16 protein-coding genes are annotated in these 20161 nt (G+C 38.0%); 6 read left to right on the forward strand and 10 right to left on the reverse strand.

Going from position 1 to position 20161, the window contains the following annotated elements; genetic code table 11:
• Nucleotides 1–2: 2 nt before the first annotated feature.
• The 3 genes from ABR854_RS18255 to ABR854_RS18265 all read right to left on the reverse strand — a co-directional run bounded on the left by ABR854_RS18255 (nucleotide 3) and on the right by ABR854_RS18265 (nucleotide 1856).
• Complete coding sequence (locus ABR854_RS18255) at nucleotides 3–431, reverse strand: hypothetical protein (protein WP_350267234.1); 429 nt, start codon at nucleotides 429–431, stop codon at nucleotides 3–5.
• Between the two features lie 55 nt (nucleotides 432–486).
• Nucleotides 487–948 (reverse strand): hypothetical protein, encoded by a 462-nt coding sequence (locus ABR854_RS18260; protein WP_350267235.1) that lies wholly within the window; start codon nucleotides 946–948, stop codon nucleotides 487–489.
• Between the two features lie 362 nt (nucleotides 949–1310).
• Entirely contained in the window at nucleotides 1311–1856 is a 546-nt protein-coding gene (locus ABR854_RS18265) for a Uma2 family endonuclease (protein WP_350267238.1), read from the reverse strand.
• A 215-nt stretch (nucleotides 1857–2071) separates the two neighbouring features.
• Here ABR854_RS18265 and xylA point away from each other — a divergent pair, with 215 nt between their 5' ends.
• Nucleotides 2072–3412 (forward strand): xylose isomerase, encoded by a 1341-nt coding sequence (xylA, locus tag ABR854_RS18270; RefSeq protein WP_350267240.1) that lies wholly within the window; start codon nucleotides 2072–2074, stop codon nucleotides 3410–3412.
• Nucleotides 3413–3492: 80 nt separating this feature from the next.
• On the opposite strand, the gene ABR854_RS18275 is transcribed toward xylA, so the two are convergent.
• A complete protein-coding gene (locus ABR854_RS18275) occupies nucleotides 3493–5550 on the reverse strand; it encodes a tetratricopeptide repeat protein (protein WP_350267242.1) in 2058 nt (685 codons plus the stop codon).
• A 247-nt stretch (nucleotides 5551–5797) separates the two neighbouring features.
• Between ABR854_RS18275 and ABR854_RS18280 the strand changes: the two genes are divergently transcribed.
• The 5 genes from ABR854_RS18280 (at nucleotide 5798) to ABR854_RS18300 (ending at nucleotide 11242) form a co-directional block, all read left to right on the forward strand.
• Complete coding sequence (locus tag ABR854_RS18280) at nucleotides 5798–7522, forward strand: tetratricopeptide repeat protein (protein ID WP_350267244.1); 1725 nt, start codon at nucleotides 5798–5800, stop codon at nucleotides 7520–7522.
• Nucleotides 7523–7582: 60 nt separating this feature from the next.
• Entirely contained in the window at nucleotides 7583–8440 is an 858-nt protein-coding gene (gene lolB1 / locus ABR854_RS18285; RefSeq protein WP_350267246.1) for a lipoprotein insertase outer membrane protein LolB1, read from the forward strand.
• A 52-nt stretch (nucleotides 8441–8492) separates the two neighbouring features.
• On the forward strand, nucleotides 8493–9773 hold the full coding sequence (locus ABR854_RS18290) for a murein hydrolase activator EnvC family protein (RefSeq protein ID WP_350267248.1): 1281 nt from the start codon (nucleotides 8493–8495) through the stop codon (nucleotides 9771–9773).
• A gap of 141 nt (nucleotides 9774–9914) precedes the next feature.
• Nucleotides 9915–10730 (forward strand): 3-methyl-2-oxobutanoate hydroxymethyltransferase, encoded by an 816-nt coding sequence (gene panB, locus ABR854_RS18295; protein ID WP_350267250.1) that lies wholly within the window; start codon nucleotides 9915–9917, stop codon nucleotides 10728–10730.
• A 119-nt stretch (nucleotides 10731–10849) separates the two neighbouring features.
• Nucleotides 10850–11242 (forward strand): MerC domain-containing protein, encoded by a 393-nt coding sequence (locus ABR854_RS18300; RefSeq protein WP_350267252.1) that lies wholly within the window; start codon nucleotides 10850–10852, stop codon nucleotides 11240–11242.
• Between the two features lie 2 nt (nucleotides 11243–11244).
• On the opposite strand, the gene ABR854_RS18305 is transcribed toward ABR854_RS18300, so the two are convergent.
• From ABR854_RS18305 to ABR854_RS18330, 6 genes are all read right to left on the reverse strand, one after another.
• Nucleotides 11245–12087: an NAD-dependent epimerase/dehydratase family protein gene (locus tag ABR854_RS18305; RefSeq protein WP_350267254.1), complete on the reverse strand. Its 843-nt coding sequence runs from the start codon at nucleotides 12085–12087 to the stop codon at nucleotides 11245–11247.
• Nucleotides 12084–12962 (reverse strand): glycosyltransferase family 2 protein, encoded by an 879-nt coding sequence (locus ABR854_RS18310; RefSeq protein ID WP_350267256.1) that lies wholly within the window; start codon nucleotides 12960–12962, stop codon nucleotides 12084–12086. The genes ABR854_RS18305 and ABR854_RS18310 overlap by 4 nt, the downstream gene beginning before the upstream one ends.
• Before the next feature lie 98 nt (nucleotides 12963–13060).
• Complete coding sequence (locus tag ABR854_RS18315) at nucleotides 13061–14587, reverse strand: lipopolysaccharide biosynthesis protein (RefSeq protein WP_350267257.1); 1527 nt, start codon at nucleotides 14585–14587, stop codon at nucleotides 13061–13063.
• Between the two features lie 138 nt (nucleotides 14588–14725).
• Nucleotides 14726–15790: a DUF4249 domain-containing protein gene (locus tag ABR854_RS18320; protein WP_350267259.1), complete on the reverse strand. Its 1065-nt coding sequence runs from the start codon at nucleotides 15788–15790 to the stop codon at nucleotides 14726–14728.
• Nucleotides 15790–18312, reverse strand: coding sequence for a TonB-dependent receptor (locus ABR854_RS18325; protein WP_350267261.1), 2523 nt, complete (start codon nucleotides 18310–18312; stop codon nucleotides 15790–15792). Before ABR854_RS18325 ends, ABR854_RS18320 begins: the two co-directional genes overlap by 1 nt.
• Nucleotides 18313–18576: 264 nt before the next feature.
• Nucleotides 18577–20112: an FG-GAP repeat domain-containing protein gene (locus tag ABR854_RS18330; RefSeq protein ID WP_350267263.1), complete on the reverse strand. Its 1536-nt coding sequence runs from the start codon at nucleotides 20110–20112 to the stop codon at nucleotides 18577–18579.
• Between the last annotated feature and the right edge of the window lie 49 nt (nucleotides 20113–20161).

Here is a 20161-nt window from a genome sequence, read left to right on the forward strand (position 1 = left end):
TTTTATTCAAAAACATAATTTTTAATAACATCGCCTGTGCCTACATCGGAATAAGTACCCTCATGTAGAAATTTTATTCCTTTTACAGTTAGCTGGCACCTATCTCCTGCCGAAATCAGTAAGGCGAGTGGTGCAAGGCTTCCTTTCCCTTCTGCAAGCACCAGACCTGCTATTTTTTTATTATTTCTTATAAGAGCAACTTCAACTTCACTAATCACAAAGGTCAGATTGGGCATTTTTTGTTTTTGTTCACCTTGCAAAATAGCTTTCACTTCGAGAAGCGTGTCGGACTTTGAAATCGTTTTTTTGTTGTCTGCGAGTTTTTCATTGAAGAAAAACGAGATAGCTGGGCGTGGAATAAATGGTAGTTTTTGCTGAGAAAATGCACAAAAACTCAATAAGGTAATCGTTAAGGTAGCAAAAGTTTTCATTTATAGTTTACTGTTGTTGGTTCACATAAACCTACAAACGAACGTAAAATATAGTTTATTGCTTTTTCTTGCCTAAAACGTAGCCCAAACCTAAATTTGCTCGAAAAACACCTAAATCAAAGTCTTTGTTGGCATAAGGCGAAAGTTCAAAAACGACCTGTAATCTTGGTAATTTTTGAACTGGTGAAGTTCTGACCCCTGCATTCAAACAATAACCTTCTAATGGCGATTGCTTTGACGCATCAGGGTTTAAAGCATTCAGAAAATTAGCTTTCACGCCAGCACCAATGTAGAATTTTGCTCGTTCTGATTTATTCAAATTAAACATCGGCGAAACCTCAGTGCTTAGTGATGAAAAGTAAGAATTCATCTGAAATCTGAAATCAGCCCAAACAGCTTTACTGGGATTTGTGGCAATCGAAAATACAGAATTAAATGGATAATATGTAAAGGCTTGTGCCTGTGATACTTCAGCAATAAATACAAAGGCAAGAATAAAGAGTAGTTTTCTGTGCATATTGGGGTCAGGTTTCTTGCTACAAAACTACAAGAAAATATAATTATAAAGTTTTACTTGAAGGCTATTTTTTCCCGAAAGTGATTAATACTGATTTCCAAAGATAATTTCAATAGCAAAGTAATATTATCTTTGCTTTTATCAGCAGCCTCAATTTGTTTTTTGTCAAATAGAAAACATCAGGTTCAGAAATATAAGTACCAGTTTCCCAATATTCTTTTTTGATTAATAGTGTATTCAAAATATCATAAATTTTAATATTCTTTCTATAAATCGGTTATGATACCTCTACTTATCATTTTTGAAATACTATTTAAGATGACTCAAATCAATTACATCAGCAATACTCTGCAAGCAGCTTTTCACCCCAATAATACATCCACCCCAATCTCAAACTCAGGCAAAATAGGTGCTGCCGAGCAAATATCATTTTCAATACAAATCTTTACATCACGGCGAGAAGTATAAACATGAACTGATTTATTCTCTGGAAAAATCAACCAAACGACTTTTATTCCTGCTTTATAGTACTCCCCAATTTTTTCTTCAACTTTATTTATATTATCGTTTCCAGAAATAATTTCGATAACAAATTCAGGAATTACATCTGTACCTTTATTGGCAGTTTCAATTTGTTCTTTTGTCAAATAGGCAACATCAGGTCTTCTCATTTGGATTCCTGTAAGTTGCACGTCGTATTCAGCAACAAATGTCCCTCTTTTTTTGTACCCTTTATCAATAAATAAATCAAGAAGGATGTCATAAATTTTAACTTGTAGCTTATTCATTCCCGTAAATTTAATCAATTCACCATCATTCCATTCATATTTGAAGCCATCATTTGGCTCCCAAGTTTGAAATTCTTCTAATGTACGTGGCAGGGTGATAATTTCTTTATCTTTGACCATAGCATTAATATTTATATCCAAATTTAAAGAAAAAATCCATTCAGAATCTTTAGTTGACGCATTTTATTCGCAAAACCAACTCTCAATAACCCTGTTCATCTTGTAATCTTTATAATCGTGCTAAAAATAATTATTAAAAATTAATTGTAATTTTGACACTTAATAATTTACTTCGCATCATATTTCCGAACAAAACCAATAAAAATACTACCATCATGTCAAATCTTAAAGTAACTCTTGGCCAAAAAGAGTATTTTCCGTTTATCAAAGAAGCAATCGCTTACGAAGGAAGAGAATCAAATAACTATTTAGCATTTAAATATTATGATGCAAACCGTGTAGTAGCTGGCAAAACAATGGCCGAGCACTTACGTTTTGCAACTGCTTACTGGCATACATTCTGTGGCAACGGTGGTGACCCATTTGGTCCAGGAACAAAAGTTTTCCCTTGGGATGTAGCTTCAAGCCCAATGGATGCAGCGAAACAAAAACTCGATGCCGCATTTGAGTTTATGACAAAACTTGGAACGCCTTACTACTGTTTCCATGATACTGATATTGCTCCAGAAGGTAATTCTCAAGCTGAATTTCAGAAAAATTTAGAAGAAATCGTTGCTTTAGCAAAACAAAAGCAAGCAGAAAGTGGCATGAAATTGCTTTGGGGAACCGCCAATTTGTTTTCGCACAAGCGTTATATGAATGGTGCTTCAACAAACCCTGATTTCTCGGTTGTTGCTCACGGAGGTTTTCAAGTGAAAAATGCTATTGATGCTACTATCGCTTTGGGTGGTGAGGGTTATGTGTTCTGGGGAGGTCGTGAAGGCTATATGTCATTATTGAACACCAATACTAAGAAAGAAATCGACCACTTAGGTCAGTTCCTTACAATCTCACGTGACTATGCACGTTCACAAGGATTTACGGGTAAATTCTACATCGAGCCAAAACCTTGCGAGCCGTCGAAACACCAATACGATTATGATGCTCAGACTGTAATTGGTTTCTTGCGTCAGTATGGTTTAGATAAAGATTTTCAATTGAATTTAGAGGTAAACCACGCTACTTTGGCTGGTCATACTTTTGCTCATGAGCTTCAAATGGCGGTTGATGCAGGTATGTTGGGAAGTATCGATGCTAACCGTGGTGACTACCAAAATGGTTGGGATACAGACCAATTCCCAATTGATTTATATGAATTAACAGAATCAATGTTGATTATCGTTGAAGCAGGTGGTTTCTCAACAGGTGGTATCAACTTTGATGCTAAAACTCGTAGAAATTCAACTGATTTAGAAGATATTTTCATTGCACATATCTCAGGAATGGATGCGTTTGCTCGTGCATTGTTGATTGCAAATGATATTCTTGAAAAATCTGAGTACAAAAAACTTCGTGCTAATCGCTACGCTTCATTTGATAGCGGAGACGGTGCTGCTTTTGAAGCTGGGAAATTAGGTTTAGCTGACTTGCACCGCATTGCATTGGCAACTGGCGAGCCTCAACAAATCAGCGGCAAGCAAGAATTATTTGAGATGATTATCAATCAGTACATTTAATTCAATTAAGAATTAGGAATTGAGAATGTGGTAATTTTTGTTACAAATCATTCTTAATTCCTAATTCCTCATTCTTAATTTCAATACTTCACCCCATTCTTCTCCAAAATTCCTTTCGCATTGGCGTTGCCTTCTTTGGCTGATTTTATGTACCATTCGGTAGCGGTTTTTATATCTCCACGAGAAACGTAGTTTATTCCGATATTATATTCGTATTCGCCAGTTTTGTCTCTTTCTGCTCCTTTTTTCCAGTAACTAACTGCTTTATCATCTTGCTTTAAGTCAACGTACGTAACACCAATATTGCGGTAAGCCGTCAAATAATCGGGATTTTTGGTCAATAAAGCGTCTAATTCCTTTATTTCTTGGTCAAATTTCTTTTCGAGTCTGTATGTGTAAGAATGATTAAGGTAAGCGTCCCAAAGCTGCGGATTTAGCTTAATGGCATCATCAAAAACTTTACGAGATTCATCAAATCTATTTAAACCCGTGAGCGATAAGCCCCAAACATTCAGATATTCAGCATTTTTGGGTTCGTTGGCCACGGCTTCACGATAGTATTTTTCGGCTTCTGCCATATTTCCTAAACGATAATGAGCAGTTCCCAGTAACCAGTTTGTGCGGTTAGTTTTTGGTAAATACTGCGTTGCTTTTTCAAAATATTTAAGGGCAGTTTTGCTATCGCCTTCATCTAAAAACATTGAGCCAATCGTGCGGCAAACATCACCATTCTTAAAACCACCATCATCGGCACGCATCAAATAGCCTTTCGAGGTTGGAAACTCTTTGTTTTCTAAGTAATACCAGCCCAAATTACTCAAAATCATGGCATCGTCTGGGAACGCCTTATCGGCAGGAGTAAAGAGTGTCAAACCATTCTTCCAAGTACCTGTTTGTTTGAAACTCAAGGCACACAAACCTAAAGCAACTATCGCAAAAACTGGTAAAGCTGCCTTGCTTTTTTGGTAGAAACGATTGAAAGCAAGTCCTAACAAAAACAATGGTCCGATGGATGAAAGGTAGTAATAACGGTCGGCTACGATGGCACTACCCACAGGAAATGGAAACTGCAAAACCGTAGAAACGGCAATCAAGAAAAACGCACCTGCCCACCAGATACGTTTGTCTTTTCTGCCAAACCATAAGATGGTTCCCACCAACAGAATCACACCAAGAAAAGCCCCCGAATAGATTGCTGGAAGGCTTCCGTTTGGTTTTCCTGGGTACGGATAAAAAGCATAAAGTTTGAATGGAACGAGGGTTTTTACCCAATAAAAGCAAAAGGCATAGCACGACATCAAGATACGTTCGCCCAATGTATAAGCATTCGAAATCACCGAAGTTGCATCAGCACCTGCATCTTTTTGGGCGTGAGTGGCCATGTAAGCAAAAAAGAACGTCAGAACAAAATAAGGGACTTTATTGATGAAAAGCTTCGCATTGATTGGTTTTTTCAAGAAACAATAATCAGTAATAATCAATAAAGCTGGTAAAACTACCGCCATACCTTTCGACAAACACGAGGCCAAAAATAGTAGGATAGAAACTGCGTACCATTTTTTATCTTGGGTTTCATCGAACTTGATGTAATACCAGAGAGAAAGCAATAAAAATATCGTATAAAGTACGTCTTTACGCTCGGCTGCCCACGCTACCGACTCAACATGAAGTGGGTGAATGGCAAACAAAGCACCCGTAAAAAACGCTACCCAAAAGCTACCGTTGAGTTTCTGAATGAGCTTGAAAACCAACCAACTATTGAGTGTATGCAAAATAAGATTATCGAGGTGATAAAGCCACGTTTGTTCTTTCACGAGTGCGTACTCGATGGCAAGCGAGAGCATCGTGAGTGGGTGGTAGTTACCCACGTGGTATTCGGTTAAAAGCCCTTTAAGGTCGAAGTTTTTTACGTATTCGTTGAGAATGATATACGGTTTATCGTCCCAAACGAAGGTATTTTGCCATACTGGAGAATAACTCACAAAAATAAGTGCCGCAAAGATGGCTGGAGTCCAGCGAACAAGGTTTTGTTCGAGTGATGTGCTAATTGATTGATTATTGGCCGATTGCTCTACGGCCACTGACTGCGTGCTTTCTTTCTTAGCAATGGGTTTTGCTTGTGGTTTTTGCTTTGCCATTTCAATGGGTTATATTAGGTTACACAAAAATATTTCAATTATCTTGCCAAAACAAGCCCCTCCCCAGCCCTCCCCGATAGGGAGGGAGCAGAAGTTTCGCTCTTAATATCAAAAGAATGGGGCGAATATAGCTGTTTTATCAAGAAAAATTAAGAACTTTGACTGTTCTTTGGCAAGAATCTTGCGTCATTGACACTTGCAATATTTAGTGTTTTTTAGCGTTGAAAAGCTACTATAAAATTTAACAATGAGATTCAAACAAATCATATATTTAGCTTTGGTTGCTTTGCCGATGCTTTCGGAAGCTCAGAAAAATAAAAAAACTGAGAGCGAAGGCATTTCGGAGAAAGATTTAAAATCAGAAGCGTATTTCGTAGAAGGCATGAAGTATTACATTGCCGAAACCTACGATAAAGCTATTCCATTGTTCAAAAAAGCTGCCGAAGGTAATCCGACGAGTGCGGGCGTAAACTATATGGTTGCGAAGGCATACTACGCCAACAGCGACCTTGCCAATGCGACAGTTTATAGCGAAAAAGCCCTCAAACTCGATGATACCAATAAGTTTTATAGAAAATTTTTGGGCGAAATCTACACCAAGCAGAAGCGTTACAAAGATGCAGCCGAAATGTATGAGAAGCTGGCCGATAAATTTCCGCAAGATGTTGACAATTATCTCGATTTATCGAATGTTTATATTTTGCAGGAAAAGTTTTCGGATGCCGTTGAGATTTACAATAAAATTGAGCGTACGATTGGTGTAAGCGAAGAAATTACTCGCCAAAAGCAGTTGATTTATCTGAAACAAAATAAACTCGAAAAGGCCATCGAAGAAGGCGACCGCCTGATTGCGTCTGAGCCAACTGCTCCCGAATATGTGGTGCAACAAGCTCAGATTCTCATCTCAAACGAACGCTACGACCAAGCCATCACGATGTTGAAAAACTCGTTGAAGAAAAATCCAGATTTTGCCGAAGCCCACGTTTTATTGGCCGAGATTTATCGCAAACAAAATGAGCTTGAAAAATGTAATGAAGAACTTCAATCTGCTTTTGCCAACAAAAATCTTCCTGTTGAGGTTAAGTTCAAGATTTTGAGCAGCTATATGCTCATGATGAAAGAAGACAACAGCGATAAAACACTCGATAACCTTCTGACGCTGACACAAGAATTAATCAAACAGTCGCCAAATGAAGCAAAAGGCTATGTAGTTTTGGGCGATTTGTTGATGAAAAAAGGCGAAATGGCGACCGCTCGTGATAATTACGTGAAGTCAACGCAGTTTGATAAATCGGTTTTTGAAGTTTGGTTGGCAATCGTTGAGTTGGATGCCAAATTAAACCATATTGATAGTTTGGCGAAACATTCGGAAGAAGCTATCGAATATTTTCCGAATCAATCTTTCTTTTGGTATCACAATGGTTTTGCCAATTTTGCCAAAAAAGATTATCAAAAAGCCGTTTCTTCGCTCGAAGAAGCAAGAAATCTATCGGTTGACAATGCCGAATTGGGCAAGCACGTAAACGCACTTTTGGGCGATACTTATAATGAGTTGAAGAAATACGCCAAGTCGGACGAAGCATACGAAGCAGTTTTGAAAACCGACCCAGACTACGAACACGTACTGAATAATTATAGTTATTATTTGTCGATGCGTAAAGATAAACTCAGCCGAGCAGTGCAATTATCAACTCGCTTAACTGATAAATTTGGTGATAACGCCACCTACCTCGACACACACGCTTGGGTGCTTTATACCATGAAAGAGTACCAAAAAGCACGTGAGTTTTTGGAGCGTGCCTTGAAGCAAGAAAAAGGCGTAAGTGGCACAATCGTTGAGCATTATGGCGATGTTTTGTTTCAGCTTGGCGAAAAAGATAAAGCCATTGAACAATGGAAAAAAGCTCGCTCAATGGGCGAAAATAGTACAAATATTGATAAAAAGATTCAATCTGGGGCTTTGATTGAGTAAGTCAATAGTCCATTGTCGATTATCCACAGAATTTAGGTGGAGAAATAAACTAACCATAAAATGTCAAAATATTCTTTTCTAATACTTAGTTTTTTTGTGATTCTTTCGGCTTCATCGTGCAAGCGACACAAGATGCACAAAAAAGAGATTGTTGCCGTTGATACGCTGGATTCTCAGCCGATGAAAGCTGAAAAGCCGATTTTAGTTACTGATGAAAGAACAAAAGCTGAAACGCCTAAAGTGGAGACTCCTGCTGTTGCTAAAGTTGATGTAAAACCCGCCGAAATTGATTTTAAATATCTCAATATCAAATCAAAAGTAAATTTCTCGGCAGGTGGCGAAGAACAGAGTTTTCCTGTAAATATTCATATCAAAAAAGATAGCATCATTTGGCTGTCGATTGTTGTGGGGCTTGAAGGTGGCCGAGGAATCATTACTAAAGACTCCGTTATTTTCTTAGACCGTCTGCACCGCACTTACTATAAATACGATTTTGCAAGTTTGAGTAAACAGTTCAATTTTAACCTGAATTATGACCTCGTTCAGTCGATTCTGATTGGAAATATGCCAATTAAAAAACGAGAAACCGATGTAGTGGAGAAGCAAGAAGGTAGTTTTGTGATAAAACAAAAAGAAGGTTTTGTAAGAATCGAAAATAGTATTGCCGAAGCCAATCTGAAACTTCAGAAAGTAAATGCCAGTGATGAAACTGGCGATAGCAAAATGGAGATTGATTATACTAATTTCTTGACTATCACCGATTTGATATTCCCGCAAGACATTAAAGCCAAGATTGACGCCAAAAAAGATGGGAAGGTTCTTCAAACTTCAATAAATTTGCAGCATAATAAGATTGAGGCACTCGACCAAAGCCCAGGTTTTGCGTTTAGTATTCCAAAATCTTATGTGCCTAAATAAATGCGTCGTCTATACCGAAAGTCTGACGAAATAAATTTCTTCCTTAATTGCAATGGCTCTTAGAACCTTTATATATTTTTTTATTGGTGTTTTTGTAATGAGTACATTTGCAGGTACTGATACTTTTGCCCAACACCGAAAAAAAAGTAGAGCTCAGCTTGAAAACGAAAAGCGAAGAAACCTCGAAAAAATTGCCGAAACTAAACGTGCTTTAGAAAATACCAAAGAAAAGAAAGAAGTAACTGTCGGAAAAATCAAGGCAATCAAAGAACAGATTTCGTCGCAAGAAGAGCAGATTGGCCTCATGGAACAAGACATGGAGCTGATTGATATGGAAATGCAAGATATTATTGGGGCAAAACAAGGACTCGAACAAAAACTTGATACCCTCCAACGAGAATATGCTGCTATGCTTTACGGAGCATCAAAAATTAGCGGAAAAATCAATCAACTGAGCTTTTTATTTTCGTCATCATCGTTCAATGACCTCATCATGAGGTATAAATACCTTCAGCAATATACCGATAACCGAAAGTCGCAAGTAGCACAGATGATGAAAGTGGTGGCTTTATTGCGTGAGCGACAAGCCAATTTAGAAGGTAAAAAATCAGATAAAAAGCGAATTATTTCGGCAAAACTCACCGAAGCTCAGTATCTCGAACAACTCAAAAACCGCCAAACCGAAATGGTAGGTGAGTTATCGAAAAAAGAGAAGGATTTGAGAAAAGAGATTGAAGCAACAAAAAAATCGGTCAGTAAACTCGAATCTTCTATTGCGGCTGTGGTGGCACGAGAGATTGCTCGTAAGAATCGTGAACGAGAACTCAAGCAAGACCGAGAAGCAAAGTTGGCCAAAAATAAGGTAAAAAAGCCTGTTACGAAGAAAGTAACGAAAGATTTAGACGATGAAGAAACCGCTCTCGGAAAGTCTTTTGCGGCCTCAAAAGCACGTTTGCCGTGGCCCGTTCAGCGAGGTTTTATTTCAGATAGATTTGGCATTAAAGAACACCCAGTTTTGAATGGTGTTTTAATAAATAATAACGGAATTGATATTCAAACTTCTACCAACGCAACTGTTCGCTCAGTTTATGCTGGCGAAGTAAAAGACGTAACTGAAATTCCAGGACTTGGCAATGTTGTCTTGATTCAACATGGCGAATATTTTACGGTTTATGCCAATTTACGACAAATTTTCTTGTCGGTAGGGCAGAAGGTCGGAGCAAAAGAAACCATCGGAACTGCGGGCGAATCAGGCGGAGCAACCGAAATAAACTTTCAGATTTGGCATAATAGCCAGCATTTAAACCCCGAAGGTTGGCTTGTTCCGAGATAAATTATTAATTGAGAATTGAAAATGTAAAATTGAGAATTTAAAATGAATATGGAGTTGCGTAAGCGATACTTTCTTTAATTTTTGAATTATTCTACATTCTTAATTCTACATCGCACGGGCGACCCCGTCTACATTAAATCTATGTCTGTACACAATGAAATTAAGCGTATCACCACGCATACGCTCCAAGAAATGAAACGCAAAGGCGAGAAAATTGCCTGTTTGACTTCGTATGATTATTCGATGGCAAAAATCGTTGATGCGGCTGGCGTTGAACTGATTTTGGTGGGTGATTCGGCCTCCAACGTAATGGCTGGCCATGAAACAACGCTACCGATTACGCTCGATAATATGATTTACCACGCACAAGCAGTTGTGAAGGGTGTAAAAAGAGCCTTAGTCGTGGTTGATTTACCTTTTGGTTCGTATCAAGGTAATTCGGAAGAGGCTTTGCGTTCGGCCATCAGAATCATGAAAGAATCGGGTGGACACGCTGTGAAATTGGAGGGTGGAATCGAAATAAAAGAATCGATTGAACGTATTTTAAGTGCTGGAATTCCAGTGATGGGCCACTTAGGACTTACACCACAATCTATCTACAAATTTGGTACCTATGCCGTGCGTGCCAAAGAAGAAGAGGAAGCCGAACAACTCATGGCTAATGCTAAAATGCTCAACGAAGTTGGGTGTTTCGGAATGGTTTTGGAGAAAATTCCAGCCAATCTTGCCAAAAAAGTAACCGATTCGGTGGCAATTCCAACTATTGGGATTGGTGCAGGAAATGGCTGTGATGGACAAATTTTGGTCGTACATGATATGTTGGGCATCAATAAAGACTTTTCTCCACGTTTCCTACGCCGTTACGCAGATTTACATTCGATTATGACCGAAGCTGTGATGAATTACACTAAAGACGTGAAATCGTCCGATTTCCCGAACGAAAAAGAATCCTACTAATAATATTTACTCAAACTTGAACCAAAATATTTGCAATAGCGTTGCATTAATACTTATCTTTGCAACACTATTGCAGGCAAGTTTCTGCTTGCGATAAATTATAGAATTTGAGTTTTTTTATGCGGAAAATATTCACTCATTATCATACACTCAACAAAGTAGGTTTGTGGCTTTCAATACTCTGTACGATTCATTGTTTGGCGATGCCTTTTTTGATGACCGCTTTACCATTTTTAGGAGAGAGTTTTTTGAGCGAACAATCAGAAATGTATTTGATTGGTGCGAGTGCAGTTTTGGCAATTTTCTTATTGATTAAAGATTACCGTAACCACCAAAATCCATTGCCTCTTCGACTTTTGGTGGTTGCTCTCTGTTTTAATTTTACGGGTTTATTCTTGGCTAAAGGTACATACGAAATCCTCTTCAACGTTACGGGTGCTTTAGTGATGGCATTAGCTTATTACATCAACTGGAATTCTCACCGTCGTGCTTGTCATAGCCATTCTCACTAATTTTAGTTTGCTCTTTTATAGTAATAATCTAAAGGATTTTCGTAGATAAACTCATATTTTGAGCATTCGAGCCATTTTTTTGAACTAATGATTTTGAATGGCTGAGGTTCGGTAGGAGCTACAAATTCGGGCATCTCAAAGCCTAATTCTTCGCAGTTTTTGGCATAAATTTCTTTTCTTGTAGGATGAATTGGCGAAACAATATTAAAGGTTTCGTTCCAAATCTTATCTTCGATAATAGTTTCAATAACCTTAATTACATCATCACGATGGACGTAATTCACTTGAATATCGCCCGTTGTGAGACCTTTCCAACCCGAAAAGTATTTGGCGGGAATTCGTTCATAGCCCATTAGTCCACCACAGCGTAGAATTGTTAGATTAACAGAAGATTCTTTCCAAAGAGCGAGTAGCAACTTTTCGGCTTTTACCATCGTCGGGCTGGCCGATTGCTCGGGTGTAATCACATCTTCTTCAAATACTTCTCTATTCAGTTCGGGGTAAACAGAAGTTGAACTAATATAAATGATATTTTTGATGGATGAAGTTTTGATGAACGTAATCAAATTAGAAATTTGCTCTACGTGGGCATCTACTTTTTGAAGGCTAATACGTGGCGGAATGTTTATCAACAACGTTTCGGAATTTAAAAAGTTATCCACATTTTCGCCAACAACTTGTGGATTAAGTTGAATGCGAAAAGCTTCGATACCATTTTCTGTCAGAATAGGTAGTTTTTCTTCGTTAGTAGTGCTTCCTTTTACTGTATAGCCTTTATCCGAAAAATGTTTTCCGAGTGGCAAACCCAACCAGCCACAGCCCAAAATACTTATTGATTTATTCATTTGCTTGTTTCGTTTTTCAACTTTTCTTCGCTCTCCAATTCAAAAATCTTTACATCGACCACAAACCTAAACCAAAGGGCTTGCAGGAAATGGAAAATCATACCTTCTTTGCCATCAAGAATACCGAGTTGAATAAAATATCGGTGGAAAAAATAGATAAATGGACGCACAAAAAGTGGCATATCCCACCAAATTTTTTTCAAAAATGCCACTCGTTGGTCAGGATTCCCAAAGAATTTTGGTTGAATCGTTTGATTGCGTAATTGCTTCTTTCTTTCAATTTCTTCACGAGCAACTTGGTCGCTGTATCGGTTATGTTTTTCAATCCAAAAACCGATTCGGTTTTCTTTGAGGTTTTCTTCTTTCAAATAGCCTTTGTCCCAAACGATGTTTTTACCTTCAGCCACAAAACGATGATCCATGTTTTCGTTGAGGTCTGAGAAACCCACGCCTGTGCGAAACATTTTCATCAAATACTTTGGGAAATAGCCTCCGTGTTTGAGCCAGCGACCTTTGAAATAATTTTTTCGGTTAAAGAAAATTCCGTTGACATCAGCTGGTGTGTCTGAATTCTTGAAGTTTTTAAGCATCTCCAATAATTCAGGCAGAACGATATGGTCGGAATCGAGACCAATTGTCCAAGGAGTTTTTACTGGGAAATTTTTGAGAGCAAAATCCCATTGTTTTGGGTGATTTTCAAACTTATTGTACTTGACGATTGCCCCATAACTGGCCGCAATTTCGAGTGTTCGGTCTGTACTTCCAGAGTCGAGAATGAAGGTTTCGGCGTTGAGTTCTTTGATAGACTCAAGTAATCGGGGAAGGTGCTGTTCTTCGTTGAAAGATAATATGATAAAAGAAAATTCGGTATTCATTTTTTATGAGGCACTAAGGCACATAGTGGCAAAGGCACAAAGTTTTTTATAGAATTATATAGTTTTAACAAGAATAAGGCTGAATAAACAAAAGTCTTTTACTCTGTACCTTTGTGCCTCTGTGCCTTTGAACCTCCTAAGCGAATGCCCAAACTTGTTCGTTCTGAAACTACGATTCCAAGTATAAAAAGAATTGTCAATAATATATGAAACGGAATCGAAAACACTAAGCTCTCGATTTTGATTTGCCAAGAAATAATAATAAATATTGCTGCAACGATTAAGTATTTAGTAACTGAGCTAACTTCATACGGAATAGGATAATGTTTCTGTCCGTAATAATAGCAGAGTATCATCATAATAAACGAAGAAATAGCAAACGTAACGGCACAGCCCACGTATCCCCAAATTGGAATCAGAACGATATTTAAAATCACCGTAATAACCATTCCAATGATTGTAAAATAGGTGCCGAAATAGGTTTTATCACTCAGTTTAAACCACATTGAAATATTCTGATAAACCCCAATAAACAGATTGGCCAGCAATAAAATTGGCACTACAACTATACCAGAACGGTAATTCTTGCCTAAAATCAAGCTAATTAAATCAATGTTGATACTTACACCCACCCAAATCAGAACACAGGCAATTGTAAACCATTTGGTGGCGAGAGCGAGCATCGAAGGAGAGTTTTTATCTTCGGCTTTCGAGAAAAAGAATGGGTCGGCTGCGTAGCGATACGCTTGCACTACGAGCAACATGAAAATCGAAAGTTTATAGACATTGGCATAAATACTAAAAGCATCGTCACTCGTAAGACCTTTATAAAATCCTTCGGGGAGTATTTTGATAAACATCAAGCGGTCGGCGGTTTGATTGACTGCACCTGCCAAACCCATGATAAGTAATGGGTAAGCGTAAATTAGCACAGGCTTGAATTTTTGGAAATCGAAGCTAAAACGAAAGTCGATAAATTCTCGCCACAAAAGCAAAATTGTAATCAAACTGGCAATAAAATTAGCCCAAACGATATAATCTGGCCCGATGGCTGGATTGTAAAAATAATTGGCAAAGGGCTTCCATGATTCAAGGAAAAGACCTTCGTGGATGTATTTACAAAACATCAAATAAAAGGCATTTAGCCCAATATTGATAAAAATATTGGTCATACGAATAAACACAAAGCGTTTTGCTCGGTTTTCTGCTCTTAATTTTACAAAAGCGATGGCTGCGATGGCATCAGTCGCCAAGATGATTGCAAACCAAACGATGAGGCGTTCTTTACCAGGAAAACCCATCCAGTTGATGATAGGTGTAGCAAAAAAGAAAATAATAAGCGAAAAAACTATACTCGTCAGAATGATGTAAGAGAGTATCAGATTGAAATATTCTTGGCGATTTTCTTTCTTGGCATAGCGGAAAAACGCTGTCTCCATGCCGTAAGTGTAAAGAATATTTAACAAAATTACCCAAACGTAGAGTTGGTTATTATCAGCAAGGAGTTTAGGTTGGTCGAAAACACGGGTATGAACCGCCACCAAAAGCCAGTTGAGAAAACGTCCAACAATACTACTTAAACCATAAAGGGCGGTGTCGCTCGCAAGTTTTTTTACTACACTCATATTTTAGTCCGCCAGCAATAGGCAGTCGATTTTTTGTGATTTTTACAGGAAATTATCTGCAATTTCAGCACTTACGCAGTGATTTGCAAGCGATCGCTTTATTTTCGTAAAATCGGAGTGTGTTTGGTGTTCATAAAATCAAAATAAACTGGGTATCGTATAACCAATATTATAATCGACAAAACCTGCATTTTTACAGTCCCAGAGGCTTAAATCTTTGTAACGAATATTATTAAAATTGGCGTAGGTCTGTACTTTTTGGAGATTTTCAGCATTCAATGCTCCCAATCGGTCAACTGACAAGCGTTGTTTTACAACTCCACCCACTTGAAATAACCCCAAAACTTCTTGGTTTGCACGATTCGTACATTTCAAGTTGCCAATAATTTGAGCAGGAATTTTATCGAATAAGCCACCACCAATTACCCGTTGGTCTTCTTGGCGTTTCCAATAGTTATAGGTTTCTTTCGAGACCGAAAAAACATCTAATTGAATTATCCATTCAGGAAAGTCTTTCGCATCAACACTTCCCAACGAAATGGGCAAGTTTTTCCCATTTACCAAGAAATCATTGATAAGTATTGGCTGAGTATTGAGCGGAGCTCGCCAACATTTTGAGTAGCAAATAGGTACTGGAGCGGGCGGTGGAGGCGGCTCAGGGCAAGTTGTCAGAAACTGAATAAAATCCTGACGTTTGATAAAATAATAATCTTCTGTTTCTTTCGAGTCTTTGATAGAAGCCGTCACATCGAAACGCATATCTTCTACTCGCTCGGCATTGATAAATTTATAGGTAAAATCATTGAGCGGAGTTGGGGCTTTCAATGTTTCAGCAGTTGATTCTATTTCGATGCCATCGTTTGTTTTTATCTTTAATTGGTACTTTTTACCCACAATTCCCTTGAAAATTGACGAAGTCTGGTATAACCCACTTCGAGTCTCGGTAAGTTGAGTTATAACTCCCGCATCATCAACAATTCTTACGTCTGCACCTTTGATTGCATCGCCTTGAAAAGCTGTGATGTCGTAAGGTGAGTATGAACTTGTGCGATTAATACGCACGCTATATGGACCATTAAGGTTGCTCATTTCACCATAAACAACGTAGGCGGTACTCAAATTTTGAGTTTTGAAGTCGGTTATTTCTGTTTCGCAAGAAAAAAATAACGAACAGAACATTAGGAAAAATGTTATTTTTTTCATCAGAATTTAAAGTTATAAGTTAGTGATGGAATGGCCGCACCCAAAACCGAAAGTTTGTAGGTTCGGGCAAGATTACGAAGCCCCGTTGATGATTTAAAATAGATTGAATAGACGTTCTGACGATTCAAGATATTATAAATCGAAAAATTCCAACTGCTATTCGACTTGCTATTTTCTTTGGGGTCAAGTGTAAGCCCCAAATCAAGTCTAAAATAGTCAGGGATTCGCTCGGCATTTCGCAGCGTAAAACTTGGCGAAGCATAGCCATCTAAGATTTCTTGAATAGTGGTGTTGTCGAGAAATACATAGATTTGACCATTGAAAACATAAGACTTACTGTCAAGGCCAGCACGTGGATTTAGCCCATTTTTTACCATATAATCATAAACATCGCTGAAAGCATAGATTTTATAGCGACCGTTCGGGTAAGTAATTGGGCGACCCGTATTGTACGTAAAGTTGGCATTGAAAGTAAGTCGTTTTGTCCAACGATTATTCAATACAAATTTTACGTTATGCGGAGAATCGAAGTTTGCAGGAAATTTCAATCCAAAATTCGCTCCAATCTGATTTTCGTTGGCTTCAATTTGTCGGAAAGTACGAGAATAAGTATATGATAGCCAGCCTGTTAGCTTTTTGCCACGAGATTTTTTTAGAAAAAACTCAGCACCGTAAGCGTAGCCTTTTCCGACTAAAAGTTGTGTTTCGACTGCCTGATTGAGGTAAAGTGCTGCACCATCAACGTAGTCGATAACATTTTTGAGGTTTTTATAATAAACTTCAACCGATGTCTCGAAAGTATTATTTTGTGCATTATTAAAGTTTTTAAAAACCCCAATCGAAAATTGGTCGGCAATTTGTTGTGGTAACTGGGCATTGCTGTTTTTCCATATATCGGCTGGCGAAATGGCCATTGTATTTGAAAGCAAGTGCATAAACTGCTGCATACGATTAAACCCAATCTTAACCGAAAGACTCGAATCCACCTTAAAAGCGAATGAAAAACGTGGCTCGAAACCACCATAAGATTGAATAACTGAGCCTCTTTTGTAAGTCAACGTATCGATAATTGTTTCAATTTCTCGTGGTTTTCCGAGTTGATAAGCATAAATATTATCGGGGCCAACAAGCTGATAATAAGCGTATCGCAGACCATAATCAAGGCTTATTTTTTTGCTCAAATTTAGGCTATGACCTGCATAAACCGACATTTCTCGTGAGTGCTGTACAGGCATTCGGAATGGGTCAATGATTGACTCGGCCGAATTAGGTAATAGACTTCCTGCATCATTTCGATAAATGCTAAAATCTCCACCAAAGTCAATATGGCTTTTGTATGATAGCTCATAACTTAAATCTTCACGGATTGATTGCTGCGTGATGGATGGTTGCCAGTTATATTCGTATTGAGGTTTAAAACCCTTGTTTCCATATTTGTATTTACTCACAAAGGCCGTAAAATTGTGCGATATTTTTGTGCCGATAAGTGCGTTGTGTTTTAAACTAACATTCTGAGTATTCCAATAATAAGAAGTATCTTGGGCGAATTTAAAAGCATCGTCACTCGTGTAAGCCGCCAATGAAATACGCTGATTATTACCAAAACGATGCGTAATTTTGGCATTTACATCGTAAAAATTTGCATTACTATTTTTGAGCGAAGGATTATTGAAGTAGCGTAAATAAAAATCTGATAATGAGGCTCTTGCCCCAACAATGACTGAAGTTTTACCTTTGAAAATTGGACCTTCGAGCAGTAATCGGCTTGAAATTGGTCCAATACCACCTTGAACACTCCATTTATCGAAATTCCCTTCTTTCAATCGTACATCTAAAACAGAAGAAGCTCGGCCGCCGTACATTGATGGAATTCCACCTTTGAAAAGGCTCACATCTTGCACCATATCGGCATTGAAGCCTGTGAAAAAGCCGAAGAGATGAGAAGTATTAAAAAGCGGAATACCATCTAAAAGCACTAAGTTTTGGTCAACATTTCCGCCTCGAACATTGAAGCCCGAAGCACCTTCGCCAACAGTCGTTACGCCTGGTAAGAGCATGATACTTCTGATAACATCGGCCTCACCCATTAGTGTGGGGAGTTTTTTCATGGTTTTACCCGAAAGTTTCTCGACACCCATCATTGTTCGGTTGACGTTGGCATCGGCTTTTTCGGCGGTAATCACTACTTCGTCAAGAATTTTAGCTGTTTTTTCGAGTAAAAAATCAAATTCGGTGTTTTTGTTGAGCGTAAATCGTTCGATTTTGATTTTATAACCCAACATTCTGACCACAATTTGATAAGAAGTAGCAGGAAGAAAAATTGAAAACTTGCCAGAAGAATCGGTTTGTGTACCAAACGTCAGCCCCGAAAACAAAATATTTGCATTTTCGAGAGGAATGTTGGTTTCGGCATCTTTTACTGTACCCGAAAGCAAGAAGCCTTTTTTTTGAGCGTAGGTTTCGTGATACAGTAAGGTGGTGGATAGACATAGAAATGCCCAAATTAGTAAATGCTTTTTCATCTATAGGTTTTCGTAAAATCAATACCAAATATAAGGCATTTTTACCACTGATAAGCATAAAAATAGAAGAATGGCAAAGAATAAACGACAGATGGAATCAGAAAAGCGATGATTTGTGTAGAGTCAGATCATGACTTGTCTCCACACTTAAATTATAAACAAAAATTATCTGAATGTTATACAATTTTTAGTAAACTCGATGGTTCTGTATGAAACATGAGTAGACTATTATTAAGTAGTATATCTTGGCTAAATTTTTAAATTCTACTTCGTTTTATTCCTTAAAATAATTAAGCCACTGCCTTGTTTCCATGCTTGGTCGAAACCTGCGGGAAACTTGGCTACTGGGTGGCTTCCCAGTACCATATCAATATCGCCATCGTGGTCAATATCGGCGGCATCAATTACACTCCAACGACCTAAGTGATTGATATTGAGCGTTTTTTGTTTGAAATCATCGCCAGTATTTTCAAAGTAAATGAAACCTTCAAGCGGACGATGGTCATTATCTGGGAAAAGAGCAATCGAGACTAAATCTATATCTCCATCATTATCAAAATCTCTTGGGATTACTTTCGTCGCACCATTTTGTTGAAAAAAATAGCTTTGTTTGAATTGCGGTGAACCAGCCGAACCAGTATTTGTATAAACATAAACTCCGTGATAAGGCTTTAGAATTGTCGAGAAATCAGCATTATCGCCTGCTGTACAGACAATATCAAATTTTCCGTCTTTATTGATGTCAGCAATATCAAACGAACTCGTTCCATAAATCGAAGGAAAACGTAGAAGTTGTTTTGCTTCAAATTTCAAGCCTCCTTTATTCAAATATAAAATAATTTGCTCGTCTCCTTGAGCAAAAAGTGCCAAAATATCATTTCTTTTATCGCCATTAAAATCCATGACTATTGTCTTGGTAGCTCCTGTTTGCGTACTCAAGACCTGCTTTTGGTATTGATTTTTAGTATCTTTTTTCCATATAGATAAGCCGCCTTCTTTAAAACCAAACTCATTGCTGATTAGCTCATCTTCGGGGCTTTCATCAAGATTTTTCGTGATAACCTCAATCGGACGATTGAGATTTGGTAAAAGTTTTTTTGCATTTACAAAAGCATTATTCTTGATTTCTACTTGTTCAGCCGAGCCATTTACATCAGGATTTGCCTGTGTCGTGGTGCCAATGTAAGTCAATAAATATTGGCTGTTTTTGGCATTTGTCAAATCTATGTTTGTTAATGCGTTCTGATTTGTGATTGTTTGAGTTGGCTTACCATTTTGGTCAAGTACCCAAATCACACGGTTTGATTGGTCGCCTGCAATAATCTTTTGGTTAATCGTATCAATCGTAACTGCTGTAAAATTTGGAATCGTTGCTCCTTGAATGGCAATATTGGTCTTCTGGATTTCAAATCTTCCTTTAAGCTCTTCCAAGTTTTCATAGTTAGGCATATCGAGCGTTTTTGGAGCATTAGCCAAGTAATAACGCTTGATTTTGAGCCAATCTTCATCGCTAATCATCTGTGAAGCGGGGCGAAGAATGGCATAATCTGAAAGTGGCTTTTCTAAACCATTGATTTCGGTAGCTACTCCCATCATGATGCCCATGTATGGCAACGTGCTGTATTGCCAAACATTCTTTGGTAGCATTTCGGGGCTTGGCAATAGGTGGCAGCTTGCACAATAGGTTTGGGCAAGTTTTTCGCCTTCGGCTTCTTTAGATTTACAACTAACTGAAATAGCCGAGATGCCAATTACAAAAAAAGCACTAAGAATAAGTAGATTTGAATATCTTAATTTCATTAATCAGAATATAAACGTTGGGGTTCAAAATCTTGAACCCCAACTAATG

The sequence above is a fragment of the Emticicia sp. W12TSBA100-4 genome (assembly GCF_040253585.1).
Taxonomy (GTDB): domain Bacteria; phylum Bacteroidota; class Bacteroidia; order Cytophagales; family Spirosomataceae; genus Emticicia.

Bases quoted from the DNA above. Each gene is read 5' to 3' on its own strand.
- ABR854_RS18290 (WP_350267248.1), top strand. From the start codon at position 8,493: ATGGCTCTTAGAACCTTTATATATTTTTTTATTGGTGTTTTTGTAATG.
- ABR854_RS18280 (WP_350267244.1), top strand. From the start codon at position 5,798: ATGAGATTCAAACAAATCATATATTTAGCTTTGGTTGCTTTGCCGATG.
- ABR854_RS18330 (WP_350267263.1), bottom strand. From the start codon at position 20,112: ATGAAATTAAGATATTCAAATCTACTTATTCTTAGTGCTTTTTTTGTA.
- ABR854_RS18275 (WP_350267242.1), bottom strand. From the start codon at position 5,550: ATGGCAAAGCAAAAACCACAAGCAAAACCCATTGCTAAGAAAGAAAGC.
- ABR854_RS18255 (WP_350267234.1), bottom strand. From the start codon at position 431: ATGAAAACTTTTGCTACCTTAACGATTACCTTATTGAGTTTTTGTGCA.
- ABR854_RS18305 (WP_350267254.1), bottom strand. From the start codon at position 12,087: ATGAATAAATCAATAAGTATTTTGGGCTGTGGCTGGTTGGGTTTGCCA.
- ABR854_RS18300 (WP_350267252.1), top strand. From the start codon at position 10,850: ATGCGGAAAATATTCACTCATTATCATACACTCAACAAAGTAGGTTTG.
- lolB1 (WP_350267246.1), top strand. From the start codon at position 7,583: ATGTCAAAATATTCTTTTCTAATACTTAGTTTTTTTGTGATTCTTTCG.
- ABR854_RS18315 (WP_350267257.1), bottom strand. From the start codon at position 14,587: ATGAGTGTAGTAAAAAAACTTGCGAGCGACACCGCCCTTTATGGTTTA.
- ABR854_RS18325 (WP_350267261.1), bottom strand. From the start codon at position 18,312: ATGAAAAAGCATTTACTAATTTGGGCATTTCTATGTCTATCCACCACC.
- ABR854_RS18320 (WP_350267259.1), bottom strand. From the start codon at position 15,790: ATGAAAAAAATAACATTTTTCCTAATGTTCTGTTCGTTATTTTTTTCT.
- ABR854_RS18265 (WP_350267238.1), bottom strand. From the start codon at position 1,856: ATGGTCAAAGATAAAGAAATTATCACCCTGCCACGTACATTAGAAGAA.
- ABR854_RS18310 (WP_350267256.1), bottom strand. From the start codon at position 12,962: ATGAATACCGAATTTTCTTTTATCATATTATCTTTCAACGAAGAACAG.
- xylA (WP_350267240.1), top strand. From the start codon at position 2,072: ATGTCAAATCTTAAAGTAACTCTTGGCCAAAAAGAGTATTTTCCGTTT.
- ABR854_RS18260 (WP_350267235.1), bottom strand. From the start codon at position 948: ATGCACAGAAAACTACTCTTTATTCTTGCCTTTGTATTTATTGCTGAA.
- panB (WP_350267250.1), top strand. From the start codon at position 9,915: ATGTCTGTACACAATGAAATTAAGCGTATCACCACGCATACGCTCCAA.